17 protein-coding genes and 2 pseudogenes are annotated in these 22,694 nt (G+C 40.2%); 7 read left to right on the plus strand and 12 right to left on the minus strand.

The window, feature by feature from the left end; genetic code table 11:
- Nucleotides 1-22: 22 nt before the first annotated feature.
- The 6 genes and pseudogenes from glgC to ATB76_RS03830 form a co-directional block, all read right to left on the minus strand.
- Nucleotides 23-1,279, minus strand: a complete 1,257-nt coding sequence (gene glgC, locus ATB76_RS03805) for a glucose-1-phosphate adenylyltransferase (protein WP_104025919.1) — start codon at nucleotides 1,277-1,279, stop codon at nucleotides 23-25.
- A gap of 322 nt (nucleotides 1,280-1,601) precedes the next feature.
- Nucleotides 1,602-3,350: a formate--tetrahydrofolate ligase gene (locus tag ATB76_RS03810; RefSeq protein ID WP_038870812.1), complete on the minus strand. Its 1,749-nt coding sequence runs from the start codon at nucleotides 3,348-3,350 to the stop codon at nucleotides 1,602-1,604.
- A 237-nt stretch (nucleotides 3,351-3,587) separates the two neighbouring features.
- Nucleotides 3,588-4,892: an inosine/guanosine kinase gene (locus ATB76_RS03815; RefSeq protein WP_038870810.1), complete on the minus strand. Its 1,305-nt coding sequence runs from the start codon at nucleotides 4,890-4,892 to the stop codon at nucleotides 3,588-3,590.
- Nucleotides 4,893-5,022: 130 nt separating this feature from the next.
- A pseudogene (locus ATB76_RS03820) lies at nucleotides 5,023-5,400 on the minus strand (CreA family protein); the annotation flags it as partial.
- A 274-nt stretch (nucleotides 5,401-5,674) separates the two neighbouring features.
- Nucleotides 5,675-6,673, minus strand: coding sequence for a DUF6035 family protein (locus tag ATB76_RS03825; protein WP_061034674.1), 999 nt, complete (start codon nucleotides 6,671-6,673; stop codon nucleotides 5,675-5,677).
- On the minus strand, nucleotides 6,673-7,962 hold the full coding sequence (locus ATB76_RS03830) for a hypothetical protein (RefSeq protein WP_061034675.1): 1,290 nt from the start codon (nucleotides 7,960-7,962) through the stop codon (nucleotides 6,673-6,675). Before ATB76_RS03830 ends, ATB76_RS03825 begins: the two co-directional genes overlap by 1 nt.
- Before the next feature lie 226 nt (nucleotides 7,963-8,188).
- Here ATB76_RS03830 and ATB76_RS03835 point away from each other — a divergent pair, with 226 nt between their 5' ends.
- The gene (locus ATB76_RS03835; RefSeq protein WP_061034676.1) at nucleotides 8,189-11,941 is read left to right on the plus strand and encodes a hypothetical protein; all 3,753 of its coding nucleotides are present in this window, start codon (nucleotides 8,189-8,191) and stop codon (nucleotides 11,939-11,941) included.
- A 31-nt stretch (nucleotides 11,942-11,972) separates the two neighbouring features.
- On the opposite strand, the gene ATB76_RS03840 is transcribed toward ATB76_RS03835, so the two are convergent.
- Nucleotides 11,973-12,440: a CreA family protein gene (locus ATB76_RS03840; RefSeq protein ID WP_061034677.1), complete on the minus strand. Its 468-nt coding sequence runs from the start codon at nucleotides 12,438-12,440 to the stop codon at nucleotides 11,973-11,975.
- Nucleotides 12,441-12,611: 171 nt separating this feature from the next.
- A pseudogene (locus ATB76_RS27070) lies at nucleotides 12,612-12,713 on the minus strand (lipoprotein); the annotation flags it as partial.
- A 212-nt stretch (nucleotides 12,714-12,925) separates the two neighbouring features.
- Between ATB76_RS27070 and ATB76_RS03845 the strand changes: the two are divergent.
- The 3 genes from ATB76_RS03845 (at nucleotide 12,926) to ATB76_RS03855 (ending at nucleotide 16,168) form a co-directional block, all read left to right on the plus strand.
- On the plus strand, nucleotides 12,926-13,435 hold the full coding sequence (locus ATB76_RS03845; protein ID WP_038870806.1) for a hypothetical protein: 510 nt from the start codon (nucleotides 12,926-12,928) through the stop codon (nucleotides 13,433-13,435).
- 71 nt (nucleotides 13,436-13,506) lie between these two features.
- Nucleotides 13,507-15,261 carry an HD domain-containing phosphohydrolase gene (locus tag ATB76_RS03850; protein ID WP_039976774.1) on the plus strand — a complete coding sequence of 585 codons (1,755 nt, stop codon included), beginning with the start codon at nucleotides 13,507-13,509 and terminating at the stop codon, nucleotides 15,259-15,261.
- Nucleotides 15,262-15,499: 238 nt separating this feature from the next.
- Nucleotides 15,500-16,168 carry an HAD-IA family hydrolase gene (locus tag ATB76_RS03855; protein ID WP_061034678.1) on the plus strand — a complete coding sequence of 223 codons (669 nt, stop codon included), beginning with the start codon at nucleotides 15,500-15,502 and terminating at the stop codon, nucleotides 16,166-16,168.
- Here the strand turns inward: ATB76_RS03855 and ATB76_RS28875 are convergent.
- On the minus strand, nucleotides 16,165-16,380 hold the full coding sequence (locus ATB76_RS28875) for a hypothetical protein (RefSeq protein WP_095760689.1): 216 nt from the start codon (nucleotides 16,378-16,380) through the stop codon (nucleotides 16,165-16,167). The genes ATB76_RS03855 and ATB76_RS28875 overlap by 4 nt on opposite strands.
- 270 nt (nucleotides 16,381-16,650) lie before the next feature.
- Nucleotides 16,651-18,081, minus strand: coding sequence for a methyl-accepting chemotaxis protein (locus ATB76_RS03860; protein ID WP_061034679.1), 1,431 nt, complete (start codon nucleotides 18,079-18,081; stop codon nucleotides 16,651-16,653).
- A 605-nt stretch (nucleotides 18,082-18,686) separates the two neighbouring features.
- Here ATB76_RS03860 and ATB76_RS03865 point away from each other — a divergent pair.
- Nucleotides 18,687-19,283 (plus strand): ACP phosphodiesterase, encoded by a 597-nt coding sequence (locus ATB76_RS03865; protein ID WP_038870798.1) that lies wholly within the window; start codon nucleotides 18,687-18,689, stop codon nucleotides 19,281-19,283.
- Nucleotides 19,284-19,358: 75 nt separating this feature from the next.
- Nucleotides 19,359-20,615: a DEAD/DEAH box helicase gene (locus tag ATB76_RS03870; protein ID WP_061034680.1), complete on the plus strand. Its 1,257-nt coding sequence runs from the start codon at nucleotides 19,359-19,361 to the stop codon at nucleotides 20,613-20,615.
- A 31-nt stretch (nucleotides 20,616-20,646) separates the two neighbouring features.
- Here ATB76_RS03870 and ATB76_RS03875 read toward each other — a convergent pair whose 3' ends face one another.
- Both ATB76_RS03875 and ATB76_RS03880 read right to left on the minus strand, forming a co-directional pair.
- Entirely contained in the window at nucleotides 20,647-21,435 is a 789-nt protein-coding gene (locus tag ATB76_RS03875) for an EAL domain-containing protein (RefSeq protein ID WP_038870795.1), read from the minus strand.
- Between the two features lie 194 nt (nucleotides 21,436-21,629).
- Entirely contained in the window at nucleotides 21,630-22,262 is a 633-nt protein-coding gene (locus tag ATB76_RS03880) for a hypothetical protein (RefSeq protein ID WP_038870794.1), read from the minus strand.
- A 130-nt stretch (nucleotides 22,263-22,392) separates the two neighbouring features.
- On the opposite strand from ATB76_RS03880, the gene ATB76_RS03885 reads away from it, so the two are divergent.
- Nucleotides 22,393-22,635 (plus strand): DUF2164 domain-containing protein, encoded by a 243-nt coding sequence (locus tag ATB76_RS03885; RefSeq protein ID WP_038870792.1) that lies wholly within the window; start codon nucleotides 22,393-22,395, stop codon nucleotides 22,633-22,635.
- Nucleotides 22,636-22,694: the final 59 nt, after the last annotated feature.

A 22,694-nucleotide genomic window follows, 5' to 3' on the forward strand; every position in this document is an offset into this window, starting at 1 on the left:
AGTGTTACCAATGGCGAGTCAGTTAGAATTCATACCCCTCAGGGATAACCACGATGCCTTTTTCCGATACGTGGAATCGCTTTGCATCCTCGATCTTGTTCATACCGATTTGAGTGTGTGGTGGGATGCAAACATGTTTATCGATGATACAACTTACCAGCTGACAACCTTCACCAACTTCGACATCGTCAAAGATAATACTGTCGACTACGGTCGCGCTATCATGGATACGCACATTCGATGCAATAACCGAGTGCTGAACTGAACCGCCTGAGTTGATTACGCCGTTTGCAATGATGGAGTTAATGAAAATACCCTCATTGCCAGTAGCAGAAGAAACGGTTCGTGCTGGTGGAAATTGAGCTTCATAGGTTCGAATGGCCCAATTGGGTTGGTACAAGTTCATCGGTGGAACGGGTTCTAACAAATCCATATTTGCTTCATAGAAAGAGTCAATCGTACCCACATCGCGCCAATAGCAGTCTTTGTCAACCCGGCCTTTGCTGCCACAAAATTTGTATGCGTAAACCGACTCGGTATCAATGAGCTTAGGAATGATATCTTTACCAAAATCGTGGCTCGACTCTTCGAGTTGCGAGTCTTGTTCGAGAGCGTCTTGCAATACATCCATATTGAAGATGTAAATTCCCATCGATGCGAGACTCTGTGTCGGATCATCAGGCAGAGTAGGTGGGCTTTCTGGTTTCTCGATGAAAGACTGCACCAAACCACTTGCATTTGTTCCCATCACACCAAAAGCGGTTGCTTCTTCTACAGGAACATCCATACAAGCTACAGTTAGTTTTGCTCCGTTCGATTTATGCTCTTCGAGCATTGCCGCGTAGTCCATTCGATAGATATGGTCACCGGATAGAACGACAACGTACTTGGCATCATTTCGGTCGAGAAGCCACATGTTGTGGTAAATAGCGTCCGCAGTGCCTTCGTACCATGCACCACCTTTGCGCATTTGGGGTGGGACAGCGGTAATGTACTCACCAAGTTCGGGATTAAAAACGGACCATCCATCTCTTAAGTGTTTTTGTAATGAATGGGATTTGTATTGAGTGAGAACTAATATCTTTCTTAAACCTGAATGAAGACAATTAGTTAGCGTAAAGTCGATGATTCGGTATTTTCCTCCAAAGGGGACCGCAGGTTTTGCCCTATCATCGGTCAATGGACTGAGTCGAGAACCCATTCCTCCAGCTAAAATTACGGCGAGTGCATCTTGCATAATATTCCCTTTCCCTTGTTCTTCGTGTCCTGAAGCAGCGATAAGCCTGAGGAGTTAGCCAACTGCTCGCGTGCTTATATTTGACGTTATGTAATGCTACATAACGCATTACAAGATTCGAGCCACAGAATTTTTCTAATAGAATCAATGCGCTTTGAGCAAAATGGAAGGTTGGTTGCACTATATTAGGGAGTTAAGGAATATACCGTGCACTATATTGGTGAAAGGGAGGTGTGGAAGTAGGACCTTGGTGTTGGTTTACACTGTAAAGCGATTTAAAAACAGAGGATTAAGAGGGTTAAGAGGAATAAATGGAAAAATAGGAGTGTTGAACACTCCCATTCTATTTTTAAATTCGCATACCTTAAGACAGGCCGATAATATTGCCTTGATCATCAAGGTCCAAATTCATAAATGCTGGTTTATCTGGTAAGCCTGGCATGGTCATAACATTACCTGAAAGCGCGTAAACAAAGCCAGCGCCTGCGCACAAACGCAGTTCTCGAATTGGTACGCTAAAGCCATTTGGTGCCCCTTTAATGGCAGAGTCGGTTGTGATCGACAATGGTGTCTTAGCAATACAGACCGCTAGGTTATCAAAGCCGAGCGCTTCAAAGTGTGCTAATTGTTTTTTCGCTTGCTCGCTCATGTCGATAGTTGACGCCCCATAACCCGCTTCACACACTGCCATCAATTTTTCTTTTAGAGGCTGTTCTGGCGTGTAAAGGGGACGGAATGATGAGGGCTGCTCACAGGCTTCAACAACATGTTGCGCCAACTCAATCGTGCCTTCACCCCCTTGGCCAAATGCCGTGCTCACGGCCACTTTTACATCCGGATTGAAACGTTTAACCAATGATTTCAACTCACTAAGTTCTTCTAACGAATCTTGAGGGAATTGGTTAATAGCGACGACCGCAGGAATACCATATTTATGGACATTGTTAATATGCCATTTTAGGTTTTCAAATCCTGCTTCTAATGCGGCTTGGTCAGGGTTAAAGATTGAATCCGGAATCGCCATACCTGGGCGAAGATCATAATGACCCGAATTGGCTTTTAGGCCCCGGAGTGTTGCTACGATTACCACACAGTCCGGGGCTCGATTCGCTGCCGAAGCTTTAATATTGCACGCTTTCTCGAACCCCATATCAGAACCAAACCCCGCCTCAGTGACAACGTAACTAGAAAGTTTTAATGCAATTTGATCGGCAATGATAGAGGAGTTGCCATGGGCTATGTTGGCAAAAGGGCCTGCGTGAATCAACGTAGGTACACCTTCCAACGTTTGCATGAGTGTTGGGGCAATGGTGTCTTTTAGTGTGACAGCCATAGCTCCTGCGACTTGTAGATCTTCCGTCGTAATCGGTTTGCCTTCTAAGTTGTAAGCGACAACAATCCGACCTATACGCTGGCGTAAGTCGTTTAAATCTTTTGCAAGCGCGAGTATCGCCATCAGCTCGGAAGCGGCAGAGATATCAAACCCTTCATCACGCTCAAAGCCGTTAATGGTTTTACCTTCTTCGTTCAGACCAATTTTCACCATACGCAGTGCGCGATCGTTATGGTCCATAACACGTTTCCACGTGATACGCTCAACGTCGATTTTAAGCGCAGTTAAACCCGTTCGTGCTTCAAATGCCTCATAGCCTTCTCGTTGTTCATGGTAAAGACGTGCATCCAATGCTGCAGAAGCAAGGTTGTGTGCTGCGGTAACAGCATGAATATCGCCTGTGAGATGAAGATTTAGTTCGTCCATAGGGGCGACTTGAGAGTAACCACCGCCAGCTGCACCACCTTTGACTCCAAAGACTGGCCCCATTGAAGGTTGGCGAATGCATGCCATGACCGATTGGTTAATCTTGGAAAGGCCTTGTGATAAACCAATAGTGGTAACGGTTTTACCTTCACCAAGAGGGGTGGGCGTGATTGCAGTAACCAATACCAATTTACCGTCTTGATTTGTATGAAGGCGTTGAAGGCACTGGGGGTAAACTTTGGCTTTATATTTTCCGTGTGTATCAAATTCGTGCGGTAAAAGGCCTGCGTTTGCGGCAACGGTAGCGATGGAAGATAACGGTGTGTTTCGGCAAATTTCAATATCAGACTGCATGGATACTCCAAAAAAATGGCTAACACGTAGCGAGCAACATTAGCCATCTGAGCTGCGGCCTTGTTGTTGCGCAAACGTTTGCGCGAGAATAATACTGGTAAAAAATAAGGTGTAAAGCAGTTCGTGCGCCTTAGCGTGCTACATCATAACAAAAACCACTAATTACTGCGCTAGATCAAAACAAAAAGGCCACCAAATGGTGACCTTCGCATATTTATTGCTCTAAGTACTTGGTTCTTATCGATCCCAGTAGGTCTCTTCTAGACTATCTTCGCGTTCTGGTAGCGCACGTGATAGACGAGGTGAGTGTTGTGTCAGTACTTCGTAGCTTACGCGGTTTGCGTATTTACAAATTTGCGACAGAGAAGAGTAGGTTAAGCAACGTACTTCATGTTTCTCTGAGTTTGGCACTTCTTTATTGTGGAATGAGTTAGCTGCCATGTCGTGCAACAGTGCAGAGAGCGCAGCGTCGCCAGCTCCATTCGTGTTTTTAATCTCAAGCGGGCCGCCAAGGTATGGACCAATGTGAGAGTACACTTTCATTGGATTCTGGCAGTCGTCTTTACGCATTGCACGGCTAAACTCAAACTTGTTGAAGTCTTCAATTGAGCCTTCAAGAATATCGTGAGTGGTTTCACGCTTCACTTTTTCATCCGTGTAGCCAGCCATGTAAAGGCCATCAGGACCAGCAGTGCAAAGAACAAGGTCCACCCATTCCAGAGCTTTGTTTGCAGCAGCAAGCGGATCATTCTCACCTGTTAACGCTGCTCCTTCTTCTTCATTCATTGCGACAACTGATACGTTCTCGCGAATGTACTCTTGCCACCATTTAGCATTACCTTCGATAACGTATTTAGTGCCTAAAGTCAGTACCACAGGGACTTCGTGTTTCTTTGCAAACTCGATAGCGCGTTGAACGGCTTGCGGCATCTGGTCTTCTTCTTTACCACGCATTAGGTAAGAAGAAACCACGAGAGCAGAAGCTTTGGTAAATACTTCTTCCGGGATGCTCTCTGGAGAGAGCTTGTTCATATGACCTTCATTGATTGCGAACGTACGTTCACCATCTTGAGTGATCAGTGTGTAACAGCGACCAATCGGACCATCTACGGTTTGTAGGTGGTTCAAGTTCATACGAGAAGAGGTACGGCATAAGTAGCGGTATGCGAATGAACCTACTTGGATGTTTTTAGACATCACACCAAGAAGTACGGATTTACTGTCTGCAAGTACCGAGTAGTTGTGAAGCGTGTTGCCGATTGTGTCACCAGGGTATTGGTGCGTAATCAGGCCTTGTTCAACGAGCTCTTCGTACAGTGCATCAGCTTTACTCTCTTCAAGAACGAGAGAGTGACCTTTACTTAGGTTATATTTTTCTAAAAACGCATCATCTACACGCGCTTCGATATCTACGATGGTTTGACCAACACCGACAACCGTTGGACGGTACAATTTAGGTGCTTGTCGAATTTGGTTTACTAATGGATCTCGAGCGTGAGTTGGGAAGTAGTGTTTAGATTTTCGCTGACCAGGAAACTTCATGCTTGTTCTTGAGTGAGAAAAAAAGAGGCGGGATTGTATCACAAAATTTTGAAAATCGTTCCGTTTTATTGCAAAGAAATTTGCCCGCTGAAAAATTCAACGGGCTGCTGTTTTTACAAACAATTTAGACTTAATTTGTCGGATTTACCGTCGGTTCTACATACGCTTTTGTTCCATAAAGAGGGACAGTAGACAGGCTGTGTTTGAAGCTGCCTTCTGTTTCTTTGGTCGTGTAAGACAAGTAAAGCAATGTTTGGTTTTCTGGATCGTAGATACGACGTACTTTCATGGTTTTGAAGAAGATACTCTTTGACTTTTTAAAGACCACCTCACCCGATTTGCTCTTGTCAATTTTTGCAATCATCTCTGGTGTGATATCGCCTGTTTGACGACATGAGATGGAGCTGTCACTTGGATCAGACAAGCTTAGGTTTGCTTCAATAGAGGCAATATGACAAGTCACACCGGTAACGACCTCATCTTGAAGATGACCGATCTTGATATCTTTAAATGCAAAAAGTTGTACCTAAAGACACAATTAAAAAAACTGTTTGGCGTAGCCATTGATTACATTAACTTGTTTCTTTTGGTATGTTTACGAGCTGTATTTTATTGAATGTCATCGGCATGATTGTGCTGACGTAAAAGAGGTGGATTTTCTTTCAGGGCATATTTTCGAATAAATGATGTATTTATCTGAACAGTTGGGTATACGGCACGAGTCTCTCTTACCAAGCTCAAAAAATATCTCTATGAATCACTCTGGTTAAAAGCCTATCGATTTATTTGATAGATAAGCATACACCACACCTTTTTTTGTTATTTAACACCAGAGTTGGTGTTGAAGTTTTACAACTATTGCAAAGGTTAGGGTTATCTTTTCGCTTAGTGATTGTTAACTGAGATTTCAGTTCTCCCTCCATTATTTCAACATCTTTGTAATAGGCTTTAAGGTAGTAGTCGTGGAATGTGAGTTTAGAAAATGGAAGAAGTTCGTTTTTCCATTCATAGTTAAGCTCTTGACCCTCGATGAATGGCTCTCTCCAATGAACATCAAACCATAACTCACCAGTTTCTTGAGTCTTTTCTTTTGCTTCACGGCTTAGTACAAAAACGTTGGCTCGATTTCGGTAGGCAATATCCAAGTCGGTGAAGCGTTTTCCATCAAAATCTAATAGTACCCATACAACAAAAGTGTTGTTTCGTTGATAGAAGTGCTCACGAGCGGCAATGACACTGATAAACGTTGTACTCATTTGCAATTCAAACACGACACGTTTTGTTTGTCCCTCATCGTTATAGTAAGAAGATACGTCAGGTATACGCCACTCTTTACTCATTATCTGCGTTGGATCATCAGTAGAGTCTCTGAACGTTGCCTCTATTTCACATTCAGTGAATCTCTGTAGTCGATCATTTTCAATAGCTTCGTGAATGAACTCTTTAAATTCTCTATGAGCCTTTCCCTCTTTTTGTCCATTGAATTTCATAGCAAGGATTTGCTCTTGCTTTAGCACTGAATCTTTCTCTTGTAGAGGACACTCTGCGTTTTGGTGTTTATGCTTATAGTGATCAATTGTGCGGGCTTGGTTTGAACGGAGTACGACAGGCTGAAAACAGACCGCACACAAGTAAGTTCGTAAGCCGTCTTCAATAAGGCTTCTTTTCTTGAAAAATTCACCTTCTTCTATTGAATCAAGTTGGTCAGAAACCAAAATAATATCGTGAGTCTGAGGGTCGTAAATCTCAGTTATCAAGCGTTTTTTAAAAATTGTAGCCATCACACATCACCACTTTCAACGAGCTTTTTAAGTCCCTGATTCTCTTTGAATAACTTAAATTTTTGAGCTTTGTAAAACTCAACCCCTTTCTTTACTTCATCAAGCTCTTCTTGCTTTTTCTTTACATTAGCCTCAAGTTCGTTGAGTTTATTCTGTGCTAATCTGGACTTGTTCTGATATTGGTCATAAGACTCAGATAGCTCGACAATTTGAATTAGTTCTTGCTCTAAATCACCAAAGCTACATTCAAACTTTTCAAGTACACGCCTTAACCATTTGGCATTGGCAATTTCTTCATCAAACTTGGATTTTTGGATCGTTAGACGTTCAATCTGTCTCTCTAAGCTTTTTTTCTCAAACTCTTGCTGTTCGATATGACGCTTTCCTGAAGAATAGGCAGTACGCAACTCTTCAACTTTATCGTTGAGTCTCGATGTTGTGTTACCACTCAATAATTCGCTTCTTTGCCGTTTAAGTGCCGAAATCTTTGTAAATAGTTCACTTTCTTGCCTTTTCAAATCATGTATGTTTTTACTTAAGTCATACTTGTGTTTCTGGTTTTGATAATGGGTTAAGGTTGTCTGTGTTGTTACAATGTCACGAGTTATTTGTTCCAGTGTATGGTTGGCAACTTTGATTCTTTCATTTACCTGTTCAAGTTCACTTAAAGCTCGTTGTTGTTCGCTCTCAATCGAGGATTGCTCAATAGAGGCGATATTTTTGGTGAGTGGATGAAGAGGGTTGAAAGAAAGCCAAGTACAACGTTTGTGAAGTTGGTCATCTAGGACTTTATCTTTAAGGTAAGAAGTAAAGTCGGTTGATGGAACAGTAAGGCCACCAAGATTAAGTTCAATCACACTCTCGAACCGTTTTCTGAGATCTTGAATCTGGTTTTGGTTAACTTCGGAGTCTTCTAAAGCTATTGTAAGATAGATCGCTTGATTATCTTGTAGTGTTAGCTCGATTAGAGGTCTGGTATCAGTGTCGATTAATAGGGAGCAGTGTGTTACATCTACACTAATACTGTTTGTGCAAGAGTAATCAATAGGAATTGCTAATCGCTTTTGGTCTGAAATTAAGTAGGTTAAACGTTCACAGATTTCGGTTAGAACTAGGTGATCACATTGTTTATCTGAATGTTGAAATAGTTGAAAACTCTTCTCACGTTGGACGCTCTTACCGCATACACGACAATGACCTGTTAAGTCATTACTTTCCTTTGAGTCTATCAAAACACCATTGTCATTAAGGCAAAAACGAATTCCCATTCTTTGAGTGCTAGATAGCATAGCCAAACTCCCACAAGATCAGATACATAGCCATATTCAAACAGATTTTAGAACAGAAAAATATGCAATTTACGTAATATTTAATTGTTGACGTAGTAAAAATTGTCAAAACCTATCGAAAGCCAGATAAGTAGTCTACAAAAAACAATGATAATCAATGACATAAAGATTCACTAGAAGTATCATAGTTTAGGTATAGTTTCTTCACTTTCAAAAGGCATCATTTGTGATTTATCAAAAGCTACCTTTACGGCTCAGTGAGATTAATGAGCTGCTTATTCCGTCTTCTGATTACCGACAACCACAACGTGAATCGTTGAACTACCGAAAACACCAAGAAGCTGAATATCTAGCAGAAATTTTGTGGAAGCTAGAGCTGAACGGTAGCCCTTTGAATCGCAAACTCATAAGTGACCTTCATTCTGGGAAACAGAAGTGGGCAGATGAGCAAGGAGTTTATGTTTCAATCGCTGAGACTGAGTTTGAATTTGAAGTGCTAGAAAAGTTGGGTTTGATATTTTTTGAAAATGACTGGCTTAACCTAACTACTAGAAGCCTACCTGACTTTTCAGTAGTAGACGATTCGATAGTACCAGTGCTACGGTTTTTAGAACACATTAAACAGATACTTACAGGTGATTCAGAACATTCGAATTTAGAATCACTCAAATTAAAGATAAAAAGAAGTGAACTTTATGAGATCGTTGGTGAAGAGGGGTACAAATTTACCGAACATAAAGTTAACTTGACTACAGTCGGAGAGTATTTCATTGTAGATGTTCAAGGCCACGGATGGGACGAAGAACAACTACTTAATCAATACTTTTGGAAACTTTTCTTGAAATCAGAATGCACTAAAAAAGAAATAGAACATTTTTTCTCACTAAATGCAATTTTTCGTGATTTAATAAAGTTTCCCCAAATAGAGTTATATGATAGAGATGATTCTGATAAATTAGAAATTTTAACAAAAGAAAGTATATCAAACTCATTTTTACTTAAATGCTCAATTTCAGAATTTCTTACTCTAGAAGAAACAAAAAGAAAGTTTATTGATAATCTCTTTAAAACAAAGAACAACGAAGAAGAGCCAAAAAAGCTAACTTTGCTTGAACTTGTCAACTACTATGATTCAATACAAAGTAGAAGCTATGAGCTAGAAAAAGATGTTTTGCCAATGCGGGCTAATTCCTATTACTACAAATTCATAAGTAGTATAAGTCACAATGCCATAATACAACTAGCTTCAAACAAAGTACAAGTGAATTACTCAGGTGTGTATATTGATGATTTGTTAAATGAACTTCTACTAAATATAAATGACTATCCATTGTTAAAGTTCTTCTTGTTATATGAATTACATTCCATAAATAATGCCTATGCTTTATATCTACTTTCTAGTCCAGATTTCTTTGAGTATGGATATGGTCTAGTCAAAAGTAAGATAAGCAACAAGTACAGGCTACATATTGAGAGTGATGTTATAATCATTCGCCATATCATAACGTTAGTTGCGGAGTCTTGTGTTGCTACAACATTAAATAATGATACAAGAAATAAATTGGCTATTTTCTTATGTGATTTGATTAAAGATTTACACATAAAAGAGCATAAGATATACAATATAGACCATGATCTTTTTGAGGAGATCTTTAATCGCCTAAGCTCCTCGGATACCTCAGAGGTAATCAAATATTGCATTGAATACTTGAGCAATATTTCAACTAATTTAATGAAAAATCAATCAGAATTGTATCTAATTTTTAATTTGTTGAAAGGCGTTTTACAAAATAAACTATACGACGATGATGCTAAAATTTACGTTAAATTGAACGATTTAATTCTAAATAGATATAGAGAATACTTTTGGAAAAGTTCAAATACTAATGGGTACTCCTTTGATAAGGACCTTTTTTACGATACCTTACCATGGGAACATCTATCTGAACAATTCTGCAATGGCTTTCTGAAAATACAACCTAAAAAAATAGAATTACACAACAAATTAAGCGATGATAATGTTGAAAACAAGATTCAGTTTGCAAATAGCGTTTCTAACTATTTGCAAATCCTTAATAATCTTGTGAAAGTTCAAAGTGGTTCAAGGAATGTAATTATTTCAAATATTATCTATTTGGTTGCTGAGTTTGGGTTTGAAAGTGAGGATGTCAGTTATCCTCTAGTTTATGATAAGTACAAGAGTACATTTAAAGAAGAGTATTGCCTGTTAGTTGCTATTTCGAAGAACTTTCATTATTACCGAGATGCTGATTTTGAACGGTTACTAGATAATATTTCTAATATAGCTCCGTTGTCGTCTATGCTTACTCTTTTAGAGAACGCTCAATCTGAAAGTAGGAAGAAGTATATACAAAACCTAATAAATAGTAAAAACTATAGTGAGTCTGGAGAGACAAGTATTACTAATATTGAATCATCATATAACTCAGCAATAATGACCAACAATCTTGACTTAGCAAAACTTGCGCTATCTCAGGCGCACCATTTTTTTGAATTCCACCATTGGAAAGATAAAATCGAAGTTAGAGTGATGATGTTTCAATGGAATGTTTTAGAGTATAAGCTTGCATTGGTTACTATTTTAAACTCAGAATTGTTACCTGATGAAAAAGAAAAATCAGTAAATGATACTGAATATCCTGAACCAAACTCAGACATAAAAAATTACCATAAGACCAAATCGTGGGAGAAAGAGGCAAAATTATTTAAAAGCTATATTCTAGGGCTGATAACTTTTAGTCAAGATCCCGAAAGAGCAACGAAAATTTTTGAATATTTGAAAAAATCGCATCCTAATACAATTTTCCCTCATCTCCATTTCATAACTAATATCAAGTGGTTAGAGTCAAAATCTTCAACCAGTGAAGAGTTTAAATTAGTAATCAAGGATTATGAGGACTCTATTGTTGATTTCAACTTTGAAAAGCTCTCGCTTGGCAACAAAGCTGATTACTTATCAGCAATATTTCTGTCAGAACAATATACAAAAGTAGAACAATTGTGTGAACCATTAGATGTTGTCGAAAAATCATACAAACCTATTGCACTTACTTACTGTCGTTCTCTTCAAAAAAATGGGAATGATAACAAAGCTAAACAGTTTGTTGATAACTATAAACTTTATCACGGGCTAGACGCTCTAGATGAAGAGTTCAATAAAGAGGTGGAAAATATTGATAAGTCAATTCTAAATAGGTTTGATGAATCAATGAATGAGAAGCTTAAGTATCAGTTTATGATTGGACGAAAGGATAATGATGAATTGAGAACAATTTTTAATGAAATCCGTGTTGCACCAGTTAATGATTTATCAGAAATTCTTCCAACGACAAAGTTAGATAAAGATAAATTTCTATATGAAGAAATATTGGCTTGTGCAAAAGTTATTCGGTCAAGAGTAAAAAATTTAGAAGTTGAGATAGAAAGAAATGACGAAAACCTTATCAATTCTTGGATTGTATCTATCTTCAATGCCAGATTGAACCGTTTCGGTATTTCAATAGATGAGCAGAAGTTCATTGGGGAGTCTAGTCCAAAGGACGATACCAAAACACCTAAAACTTCAGGCTCTGCTGACGGTGTGATTATGGATCAAACAAATGAACAACTGGCATTGTTTGAAGGGTTAAACCTTAACTCTGTTTCTACTTCAACAATTGACTCTCATTATGACAAACTCAATAAGTATGACCTGATAGGTTTGTCACCCATGTTTCTTGTATCGTACTGCTACTTTAAGAATGATTTTAGTTCCTCTGTTGACGATTATATCAAGCACGTTGAAGCTAAAGATTACTATGATTTCGACCGTCCAGATGATCACACATTGGAAATCCTTTCTGAAGCAACTACTAAACACTTAGTGACAGCTTTAGAGTATCGAAATCGTGGACCAAAACGTGTTGCGATATATCACATTCTTATTGATATGAAGCTTCCATCTCAAGAAAAGAACTAGAAGTCATATGCCGCTAATTTAGCGGCATTTTTCATTGTACTGAACTTGGTTTAATGTAAGCAGTAGTACCCCATAGAGGCACTGTAGAAAGGCTGTGTTTGAAGCTACTGTCCGTTTCTTTGGTGGTGTATGAAAGGTAGAGTAAGGTCTGATTCTCTGCATCATAAATGCGTCTTACTTTCATGGTCTTAAAAAAGATACTTTTTGATTGTTTGAAAACAACTTCACCTGATTTGCTCTTATCAATCTTAGCTATCATTTCTGACGTAATATCACCAGTTTGTCGGCAAGAGATTGAACTATCGCTTGGATCGGCAAGGCTAAAGTCAGCTTCTACAGAGGCGATGTGGCATGTTACGCCCGGTATTTTTTCATCATCCAAGTTTTTAATCGATACGTCTTTTAGGCTAAATATGCCAAGGTCAACATTACCAACCTCATTATCTGAACAACCCAATAGTGCAACTGAAAGTCCGAAAGCAGTGGCTATTTTTTTCATTTTTTTTCCTTTTATAGTTCTTGTGACCTATGTTTTATGTTGATTTTGCTATGTAATGTACTTTTTGTTTTTACTTTCAAATCAATCCACTCTCAAGATTCAAGTTGTTGATTTTGGTTGATTTGTTCGTTTTTTTAGTATGGGTGTTAATGGTTGCGTAATGAATCAATTATCTTTCATTGTGAACATGCCCAGTGAAACATCCCCAACTTCGTTATCGCTACATCCAGCTAATACGGTCACCAAACCCAAAGCAAGCAAGCTCTTTTTCATTTTTTCATCCCTTAAATAGGCAAATTTATCGAATCAATTTATCAGACGTACGCAGTTAAAACAAAATTTGGCGTTACCTCAGGAGTTTAGCTAGGTTTGTAAGAGGCTTCATGCTAATGTACCGCTCCATAACGGGTGACGCCTATATTTCTAATCAAAGTCCCGTCTTTACTCGCTACCAATGTATAGCGTGTAGCTCTGAAGGTAATAAAATGAACGAACAACAGTTAGAAAGTATTCAACGTAAAAATGCATGGCTACATGACTTGGTCGAGGTCGAGTTTCCAACTAAGGAAAGCTTAGAAGGACGAGCGACTTACTTTCGTGCTCTTGAGACGCAAGAATACCAAGTTATGGGTAAATCAGAGTTACTCGATAGTGATAACGCGTTAGGCAAAGACGATATTTTCCTTGTTGATTTTCATCGACTTACTGTGATGTTTTCTATTCTTCAGTCACAACGTTGGGCGGATAAGCACGACCAAGAAATGATCATTGAGTACCTGACTCAAATCATTCTGACCCCGGATTTTGAACTGTATGTTGGCTTCAAAGAGGGTGAAGCTGTGGGAGCGGCGATTGTTAGCCAACATGAGGAAAATACCCTCATCTCTGATATCGCTGTTTCTCAAAAGTTAGATAAATCAGACTTTATCGCGGATTTAGCAAAAAAATTGAACGACGATCAAAAGTTGTATGAAACAATAATAGTAGAAAATTGATCAATGTCGTGCTCAGTTAAGAGTTCGACATTTAGTATGTGCAACATCATTTCTTCTCGGCTGGGTATCACATGGTTAAGCGTTTGACGCGTTTATTGGCTCTTTTATTGTGCCTAGGGACGGCTGCAGTCAATGCTGACGAAACTGATTGGGAAATCAAACGAGTACTGGTTTTACATTCTTATGAACCGTCCTATCAATGGACGAGTGATATTCAAAATGGCATCGAAGAAGGTTTCGAACAGACCAACAGCGAAGTTAAACTGTCTATTGAATATCTTGATGCTAAACGTATTCACTCCGATGGCTATTTTCAAAGGATGGCCAACTACCTACAGCTGAAATATCAAGACTACGAATTTGATGGTGTCATCATCTCTGATGACGCTGCCTTGCAATTCGCCAAGAAATATTTACCTAACGCTGAACGTTCGACGCCTTTAGTGGCGGTCGGTATCAACGATACTTCGGCAAACTTAGATACCTTGAGTTCTGCCGGAAGTGTGCTCTATGAGCAAGACCGTGTTGTCGAGAACATTAAGTTAATCAATCAAGTACGCCCACAAATCAAAAACTTGTATTACTTAGCTGATCGAAGCATGACCTCTGAATTAATTCACCAACGTGTTGTTGAAGAAATGCAGAAGTACCCACAGATAAATCTGATTGAGCTGCGTGATGAAACACTCGCTGAAGCTTCAAGCATGTTGGCAAAGGTAAGCCCAAATGATGCAGTTTTATTGACGCACTATAATACCGAAGCTGAGCACGGACATTACCACTCATATCAAGAAGTCGCGCATGTTATTGGCTCAAAAAGTGGAGCGCCAGTATTTGTGTTGTGGGAAATGTACTTGGAAGAACCCGGAATATTAGGTGGCTTTGTCAATCGCTCTAAGCAATATGGATATGAAGCCGCAGAATTGATGTCAGGTAAACTTGGTTTGTCGATAACAAAGGTGGATGATGAGCTTATCTCTGAAGCAGTGCTCGATTTCGTTGCTATTCAAAAATACGGCATCAGCCGCTTCGATATACCGAGAACGGCCCACATCATTAACGCGCCACCACCAGCAATTCAAGTCAACGTAAAGCTATTGCTGTTCGCCTGCGCCCTCATTATTTTGTTGTTTATGGTGATTGTCAGTCAGTTTATGACGATACGCCAACGTAAAGAAATTGATCGCAAAAATCGTAAGATAGTGACGTTGCAAAAACGTACCTTAAGCGTTCAAAAAGAAATGATCCACGTGCTTGGTGAAGCGATTGAATCCCGCTCGGGTGAGACCGGGCAGCATGTTAAACGTGTCGCGAGGTTATCCGCGACATTGGCTGAGTTCTGCGGTTTGAGTCATCGTGAAGTCGAGATGATTGAAATTATAAGCCCAATGCACGATGTGGGTAAGATTGCGGTGCCTGAATCTATTTTAGATAAACAGGGCAAATTATCCCCCCAAGAATGGGAGGTGATGAAGCGACATACTGTGAAAGGTTATGAGCTGCTAAATAACCGCGAAGGTGAACTGACTAAACTTGCCGCTATCATCGCCTATGAGCACCATGAACGGTGGGATGGCACTGGCTACCCAAATGGATTGAAAGGTGAGGACATCCATCTATTTGCACGTATCGTTGCTATCGCAGATGTGTTCGATGCATTGCTGAGTGAACGTTGTTACAAGCGCGCTTGGACAATCGATGAGGTGGTAGAGTTATTTAAACGTGAGCAAGGTAAGCATTTTGACCCCGCGTTGTGTCAGTTAGTTCTCGATAATCTTGACGACTTTATAGAGGTTCGTTACTTATTCCCAGATAACGAGGTGTAAGCAAGCCATACCTACCGAGTGAAGTTTCATATTTCTTCAATTTGGATCTTCATTCGGTGATCTTGCTTAGAAAATCGTTAATTCCTCTTTCTCATTTCCACGAAATGCCAACTCAGTCGTTTAAACATTTTTAAACTTATCTATCATGAAGAAACATATTTAGTACCAATAAATAAGTCAATAAGATCAAATAAATTGGTTATTAGTGTTTTTTATTATTTAGCGTCGGGGGGAAGTCATGGCTATTAACAATATTAAGTGTGTCATTTTTGATTGCGATGGCACGCTCGTGGATAGTGAGCGTCTGTGTTGCCAAGCCTTGGTTAATGTTTTTAGCCAGTATGGGGCAGAGATGACTTTTGTTGAGTGTGTTGAACATTTTAAGGGCGGTAAACTGGCCGATATTCTACGCGATGCTAAGGTTCTGATGAATATTAACGTATCGATTGATGTGCTAGAGCCACAATATCGTGCTGAGTTGCAAAAACTGTTTGTTCGTCACCTACAACCAATGGATGGCGCTAAAAAACTGATTCAGTTTCTCGATGAGCACAATATTGAGTATTGCGTTGCTTCAAATGGCCCGAAAGATAAGATTGAGTACGCCTTAGAGCTCACAGGGTTGTTGGGGGCATTTAAGGGGAAAGTCTTTTCCGCTTTTGATGCAAACAGTTGGAAGCCAGAACCTGATTTGATCATGTACAGCGCAATGAGCATGGGATTTTTACCAAGTGATTGCCTGTACATCGACGACACACCAAAAGGCGTTGAAGCCGGATTGAATGCGGGTATCAAGACCGTTCAGCTGTATAACGGTGCTGCTGTAAATCTCGTCGACGATGAGCGAGTCATTCGTATTCAGCACCTTGATGAACTAAAAGAGCAGCTCTTAGGCTGCTCCGTTTAGTGACATACGTTACTCAAACTGTGGATATGCTTGAATTTAGTTTGTAATAGTGGTGTTTGATGTAAGCATTGGATGGAAGAGAAGTTTTTAGTGTGAAACCCGCAAGAAGCACATGTGAATTTCTCACCATCTGATGAAATCATATATTCATCGCATTGGCAGAGCGGACACTGAAGATCTTCAGCGTTGTGAGCTTTGTTGTAATTATTCATATTATTCACCAGCAGCAAAATTGATTGGCAAGATCTAGAATAGCTGAACGCCTATCCTTTGAACATTCTTTCATCAAATACAGAAGATTATTTCGATTCACTTCAAACTAAATTATATCGGTGCTTTCTTTAAACTCAATTTAATTAAGTTCTCCCACTTTTGATACGAAAAAGAAATGACGAAACTTAGTGGTAATAATGAATAGATAACGTAATAAACAAGAAAAAGGGCTTCCAATTGGAAGCCCTTGTCGTAGGAAGCGGTTTGCTCTAAGCGGTACGATAACGCTTTAGTATTTCACCTAAAGAGTTTGATGCTTTGGTCAGATTGGTGACTCCCGATGTTGATTGCTCGGCGACTTCTCTGATGGTGTTTGATTGGGAGCGGATATCGGCCAGCTCGGAGGCAATGTCATTTGCGACAGCACTTTGCTCTTCCGCTGAAGTCGATATTTGAATACTCATGTCCATTAATGAGCGGGCCGAACTCGCAATCGAAGCTACATCGCCACCTATCTCATCAATCAAATGACTGCTTGTTTGTGCTTGTTGAACGGTACGGTTGGTGATCGAGGCAATGTTTTGGCTTTCCGTTTGTAGTTTTTCAATCATCGATTGAATCTCAACGGTGGCTTGTTGTGTTCGACTTGCAAGCGTACGTACTTCATCGGCTACCACTGCAAAACCACGGCCTTGTTCACCAGCACGAGCAGCTTCAATTGCTGCGTTTAAAGCGAGTAGGTTGGTTTGTTCAGAAATGGCATTGATTGTGGTAATCACTTCGTTAATTTGAGTGGTGTTTTCATTGAGGCTTCCAACTGAAGCAGACGCCTGCTCAATATAGTTCGATAATGTCTCAATTTCAGATATGACACTCTGAACACGGATACGGCTCGTCTCAATTTGTTGTGTATCTTGATCGGACTGCATCATCGCTTGTTGAGAGATATTCGATACTTCTTTTGCGGATGCCGTCATTTCTTCCATTGCAGTCGCAACAGAATCAAGCGTTTGATATTGGTGCGTAATTTGTGTCTCACTCCGACACATGTCTTTTTCGAAGGCTGTTGAAGTCTCGCTTAATGTGTGTGCGTTGTTTTTTACGTTGTTGACAAGGTCAGTCAACGTATCCATCGATTTATCGAGTGCGCAGCCGATTGTGCCAAACTCGTCTCGGCCAGGATGAAAACCAAGACGTGAAGTTAGGTCGCCATCGCCGATTTTCTCAGTCGTCGTATACAGTACCCACAGTGCGCCGCCGATAAAGGTTGCGACCCAATACGAAAACAAACCAAATGGGACAACCCATAACATGCTAAGAAGGAAAGTAGTTAAAGCGTCTGTTTTAGCTTGTTTATATTGGTTAGAGAAGTTTTGCGTTAACTGAATCGCTTGTCCGGATTCGAGTTGAGAGTATACCGTTACCGTACCATTAGTGAATTTTGGGTTGTTTTGAGCGCTGACGTTTACCAACCCGTCTATATTACGCAAATTTTCGGGTTGGGCTTGCACCACACCAGAAATTGTCGCTTGTGCAGAAGCAATCGAGCGTTGCTCAAATGCCTGTATGTCATTGAAATATCGGCTTCCTGCCACTGAAGTTAGAGCTCCCAGAAATAGGAGGAAAATGGCCCACATTTTGTCGTTGATAGACATTTTAATGAATAGCTTATCTATCGTTCTAAACTCTACTTCTCTCATTTGTTACTCCATTTGAGATGAAAAGGATGGTGTACAAGTTATGCGACTATCGAAACAAAATATGCGATAGGAATCAGCAAAATATGTAACAGTCAGTTGATGTATTTCAAAATATGAGATCTAAATTCACAATAAACGGTTTGTCGTATCTTTTAATGACAGAAATATTGATTAACCATGACAATGAGCCTTTGTGTTTGTGGTTTTAGTTGGGCGGAGGGGGTTATAGAAGAGAAGAATCGATGCAAACGTTTACTTATGATTCCTGTCATAGCTTTCTAAATCTTTACTTCTCGCTGTCATGAATGTGTCATATAAAGTGTATAAAAAGGAGTTGCTGTCATCGATGAAGAAAAGAAATGACAGTGAAGATTGAAGCGGGTTGCTTCAGGAGATGTAAAACAAAGGAGGTCACAATGAGCGACCAATACCAAAACGACGAATGCCTAGAGTTGCTAGATGCACTTGAAATCGGTATTAACTTGTCGGAATACGTAGGCTCAGAAGACGAAGCCGAATAAGTACAATTAGTACTCTCACCGCGTCACAACAGACGTTATAATAAGTTCATGTAAGACGAGCCAAAAGGCCACTCACAGCGTCTAATGAACTTTCTAGCCCACCTGCATATTGCACAACATTGTAATAGCCATTTAATGGGAAACTTGCTTGGAGACTTCGTAAAGGGAGATCCAAGCAAGCAGTATCAAACTGACATTTCCAATGGCATTAAACTCCATCGCTTTGTTGACCGCATCACAGATCATCACCCCATAGTAGAAGAATGTAAGCCGCACTTTACTGGTGTCGCCCGTCGTTTTGCGCCTATTGCGCTTGATATGTTTTGGGATCATTGTTTGGCCAAACATTGGGACAGTTTTTCTTCTGAATCGTTAGATTCATTTGTCCACAAAGCTTTCAAACAAGTCGATAACCAAATCACAGATTCATTGCCATCAAGGTTTTTACTGATACATAACCGAATGTGGAGTGGTGGGTGGTTACAATCTTATCGCCAATTGGAAAACATAGAGTTTGCGTTACATCGAATGTCTCAACGTACGCCTCGTATGGCGGATCTCACCACAACGTTTGAAGTATTGGATAGAGAGTATTCAACGTTAGAAGCAAAGTTTCCTGCGCTTTATCAAGATGTTCTGAGTGAATCACGAGAATTCTACCAACAACTGATCAATTCATAGATTGGTAGAGTCTAAAGGTAGTCGGACTATCAAGGCTCTGGTAAACTCTGCGCTCCAAAAATTATGAGGTTTATCATGTCCGTTAATTTCGCTGATCTTGGCATTGAACAACATTTGGTGGAGACGTTAACTGGTTTAAATATCGTTACTCCAACACCTGTGCAGGAAAAATCTATCCCGCATGTCTTGGCCGGAAAAGATCTACTTGCTGCAGCTCAAACAGGCACAGGTAAAACCGCCGCATTTGGTTTGCCAATTATCCAAGCCGTGCAGCAGAAGAAACTGAACGGAACACCTCAAGCTCTGATTTTGGTGCCGACGCGTGAACTTGCGCAACAGGTTTTCGATAATCTAACGCAATACGCTACCAACACTGAGCTTCGCATCGTTTGTGTCTATGGTGGCACAAGCATTGGCGTACAAAAGAATAAGCTTGAAGAAGGAGCTGATATTCTTATCGCGACTCCTGGACGCTTACTTGACCACTTGTTTAACGGCAATGTAAACATTTCAAAAACGGGAATACTTGTCCTTGATGAAGCCGACCGTATGCTAGACATGGGCTTCTGGCCAGATCTTCAACGTATTCTTCGTCGCTTACCTGAGAGCAAACAGTTCATGCTATTCTCTGCGACATTTGAAAAACGCATTAAAACCATTGCTTATAAATTGATGGATGAACCCGTTGAAGTCGAAGTGTCTCCACCAAATACGACAGCCGAAACGGTAAAGCAAATGGTGTACCCAGTTGATAAGAAGCGCAAGCGTGAACTATTGGCGTATTTGATTGGATCTCGTAACTGGCAACAAGTGTTGGTATTCACTAAAACCAAACAAGGTAGTGACGAACTGGCGAAAGAGCTTAAGTTGGATGGTATCAAAGCTGTGTCGATTAATGGTGACAAGTCGCAAGGTGCTCGTCAGCGTGCACTTGATGAGTTTAAATCGGGTAAAGTTCGCGCTTTGATTGCAACTGACGTCGCCGCGCGTGGCTTGGATATCCAGCAACTAGAACAAGTAGTGAACTTTGATATGCCTTTCAAAGCTGAAGATTATGTTCACCGAATTGGTCGTACTGGCCGAGCTGGTAAATCTGGTTTAGCTGTGTCTTTGATGAGCCGAGATGAAGAGTATTTGTTGTACGCTATTGAGAATTTGCTCGATCAACGTTTACCACAAGAATGGTTAGAAGGTTTCGAGCCGAGTCTAGTTGAAGAAGTGGAACCTGAAAACAATAATGGTGGTGGCCGACGTAAGAGCCGTTCATCAGAAAAACGTAAACTAAAAGCGAAATTAGCGATTCATAAAAATCGTGGTAAAAACCGCCGATAGAAAAGGTGATGGCGTCTATCAGTAACTCTGATTACGCCGTCTTAGCTTCTTGGTAGGCTTCAAGGGGTTGAGGCATCGCCAATAAGTAACCTTGATACATATCGAAACCGAGTTTTTTCATTAAGTTAAGTTGATGCTCGGTTTCAATTCCTTCAATAACGGTTTTTGAACGAATATCTTTTGCGAGATTGAGTGCTTCCATCAAGCAAGAAAAGTCCCCATTTTCATATCTGAGTAAAAGTGACCGGTCAATTTTAATAATATTCGGTTTTACGCATCGAACTCGCTCAATGGTAGAAGCGTCAATTCCGTAATCATCAATCGCCAAAAGATAACCATTGTTGCTCAACTCCTTCGTGGCTTTATATAAGAAAGCTTCATCACTGGCGTCTAATTCCACCAATTCCATGACGATCTGCTCCCGCCTTAAATCAGCTTCAATAATCGCTTGTTTGAGTAGATTGCTGTATGAAACATCTTTTGCCAACATTTCCGCGGCTTTAGGCAGAACATTCAAAAACAGCTTCTTATTACAAAACTTTGATTGACCAAAGTTACTGATGTGAATGAGACGGCTGAGACGTTCAACATTGATTTGGTCTTGGGCGGGGATAGTGTTTGAATGGAAGAACTGATCAGGTCTGATCATTAAGCCTTCTTGGTTACTAATTCTAACCAACGCTTCGAGGCCGATGATGGAAAGATCTTGTTTATAGATAGGCTGAAACACACTACGCAACGTGAGTTGATTGTATTGTGCTATGTACTGCCCATCGGGTTGCTTCGATATGCAGCCAAGCAGCTGCGAAATACTCATCATTATTGTTGTAACCTAGACCAATGCTCTTTACTGATGCTTAACTGATTGTTGTGCATCTAGTTTTACTTCAGTAGTTTGAATCTAAGCGGGGGCTTGCTCCAAGGCAAGAGAGTTAGCACTCGATAAACAGAAATATCGACCAGCATCAAACAAATGGATGAACAAGCTGATAATCTACCCGTTGCAATTTGATACTACCACTGTAATACCGCATAAAGTTGGAGGTATTTTCTGACCAATTGTTGTTTGTTTGAACGACGCAAAGGGTGGCCAAATTTAATGTAGCAAGGGCTAATCCCAAACCTACCATCCAAAGAATTGCTCAACTGCGATTCACTTGTAAAGAGCGTGATTCCTTGCTCGGTATATTCATTAATTGGCTCAGGAAGTTCACCCATCCACCAGTGTAAAAGCTCTCGACTGGTTTTACTGCGGCTAATCCAATGGTCACTGACCAAAAACAACAAATCATTGGGTTGTAGCGCATACCCATATTCACTTTGCCATTCGGTAATAGAGGAGAGCAGGTTCTCTCGGCAAGAATTTCCTGCGCTCACCATATGGTGACTTAGTACCCAAACCGTACCCATTTCAGAAGAAATACGATAATGATGAGGTAAATCTGGTGCATCGAGCACTTCGATTGGTTTAATGACACTGCTATAGCCAAAATGGCGGAAGGTGTGTTCCATACGCCTTGCAAACGCGAGTCCAAGGTGATGTTCACTCATGCCTTGGTTATGCACCGCAGGATAATGCTTCTCACAGAGTTTGAGACAATCGTCCTGAAAATCATTGACACTTTGGATGACTAAGTCGAGTAGCAAAGAATATCCCTTAACGGTTAACAAAATGAACGGCGAAAGGTTAGCATAGTCCTTTTAGGATAGACTAATTTGGAGAGGCAACTTCTTGATCTAAACATCAATTTTGAGAATGGAACAGTATAGGTAGAACATGATCAAACTAGAAAGAGCACAAAAAGAAGCGTTAGCTCGCGCAATTCAAGATTATATGCAGGATGAATTGAGTGTGGAAATCGGCCAATTCGACAGTGAGTTTTTAATCGACTTCGTAACAGAAAAGCTTGCTCCGATTTATTACAACAAAGGAATTGAGGATGCGAAGTCAGTGATTGAAAGACGTATGCTAGAAATGACCGATGAGTTGTATGAAATTGAGCAAGAAGTTGATATCTAAGTGTCAGTTTTTTAAATGATTTGAAGTTCCTTCTAATTTTTCGAACAACTTGTTTAAAA

Source organism: Vibrio sp. MOR3, from assembly GCF_001557775.1.
Classification (GTDB): Bacteria; Pseudomonadota; Gammaproteobacteria; order Enterobacterales; family Vibrionaceae; genus Vibrio; species Vibrio jasicida.

Coding starts and splice junctions, on each gene's coding strand:
- ATB76_RS03810 (WP_038870812.1), bottom strand. CDS start 3,350: ATGCAGTCTGATATTGAAATTTGCCGAAACACACCGTTATCTTCCATC.
- ATB76_RS03815 (WP_038870810.1), bottom strand. CDS start 4,892: ATGAAGTTTCCTGGTCAGCGAAAATCTAAACACTACTTCCCAACTCAC.
- ATB76_RS03825 (WP_061034674.1), bottom strand. CDS start 6,673: ATGGCTACAATTTTTAAAAAACGCTTGATAACTGAGATTTACGACCCT.
- ATB76_RS03830 (WP_061034675.1), bottom strand. CDS start 7,962: ATGCTATCTAGCACTCAAAGAATGGGAATTCGTTTTTGCCTTAATGAC.
- ATB76_RS03840 (WP_061034677.1), bottom strand. CDS start 12,440: ATGAAAAAAATAGCCACTGCTTTCGGACTTTCAGTTGCACTATTGGGT.
- ATB76_RS03845 (WP_038870806.1), top strand. CDS start 12,926: ATGAACGAACAACAGTTAGAAAGTATTCAACGTAAAAATGCATGGCTA.
- ATB76_RS03850 (WP_039976774.1), top strand. CDS start 13,507: ATGGTTAAGCGTTTGACGCGTTTATTGGCTCTTTTATTGTGCCTAGGG.
- ATB76_RS03855 (WP_061034678.1), top strand. CDS start 15,500: ATGGCTATTAACAATATTAAGTGTGTCATTTTTGATTGCGATGGCACG.
- ATB76_RS28875 (WP_095760689.1), bottom strand. CDS start 16,380: ATGAATAATTACAACAAAGCTCACAACGCTGAAGATCTTCAGTGTCCG.
- ATB76_RS03860 (WP_061034679.1), bottom strand. CDS start 18,081: ATGAGAGAAGTAGAGTTTAGAACGATAGATAAGCTATTCATTAAAATG.
- ATB76_RS03865 (WP_038870798.1), top strand. CDS start 18,687: ATGAACTTTCTAGCCCACCTGCATATTGCACAACATTGTAATAGCCAT.
- ATB76_RS03870 (WP_061034680.1), top strand. CDS start 19,359: ATGTCCGTTAATTTCGCTGATCTTGGCATTGAACAACATTTGGTGGAG.
- ATB76_RS03875 (WP_038870795.1), bottom strand. CDS start 21,435: ATGATGAGTATTTCGCAGCTGCTTGGCTGCATATCGAAGCAACCCGAT.
- ATB76_RS03885 (WP_038870792.1), top strand. CDS start 22,393: ATGATCAAACTAGAAAGAGCACAAAAAGAAGCGTTAGCTCGCGCAATT.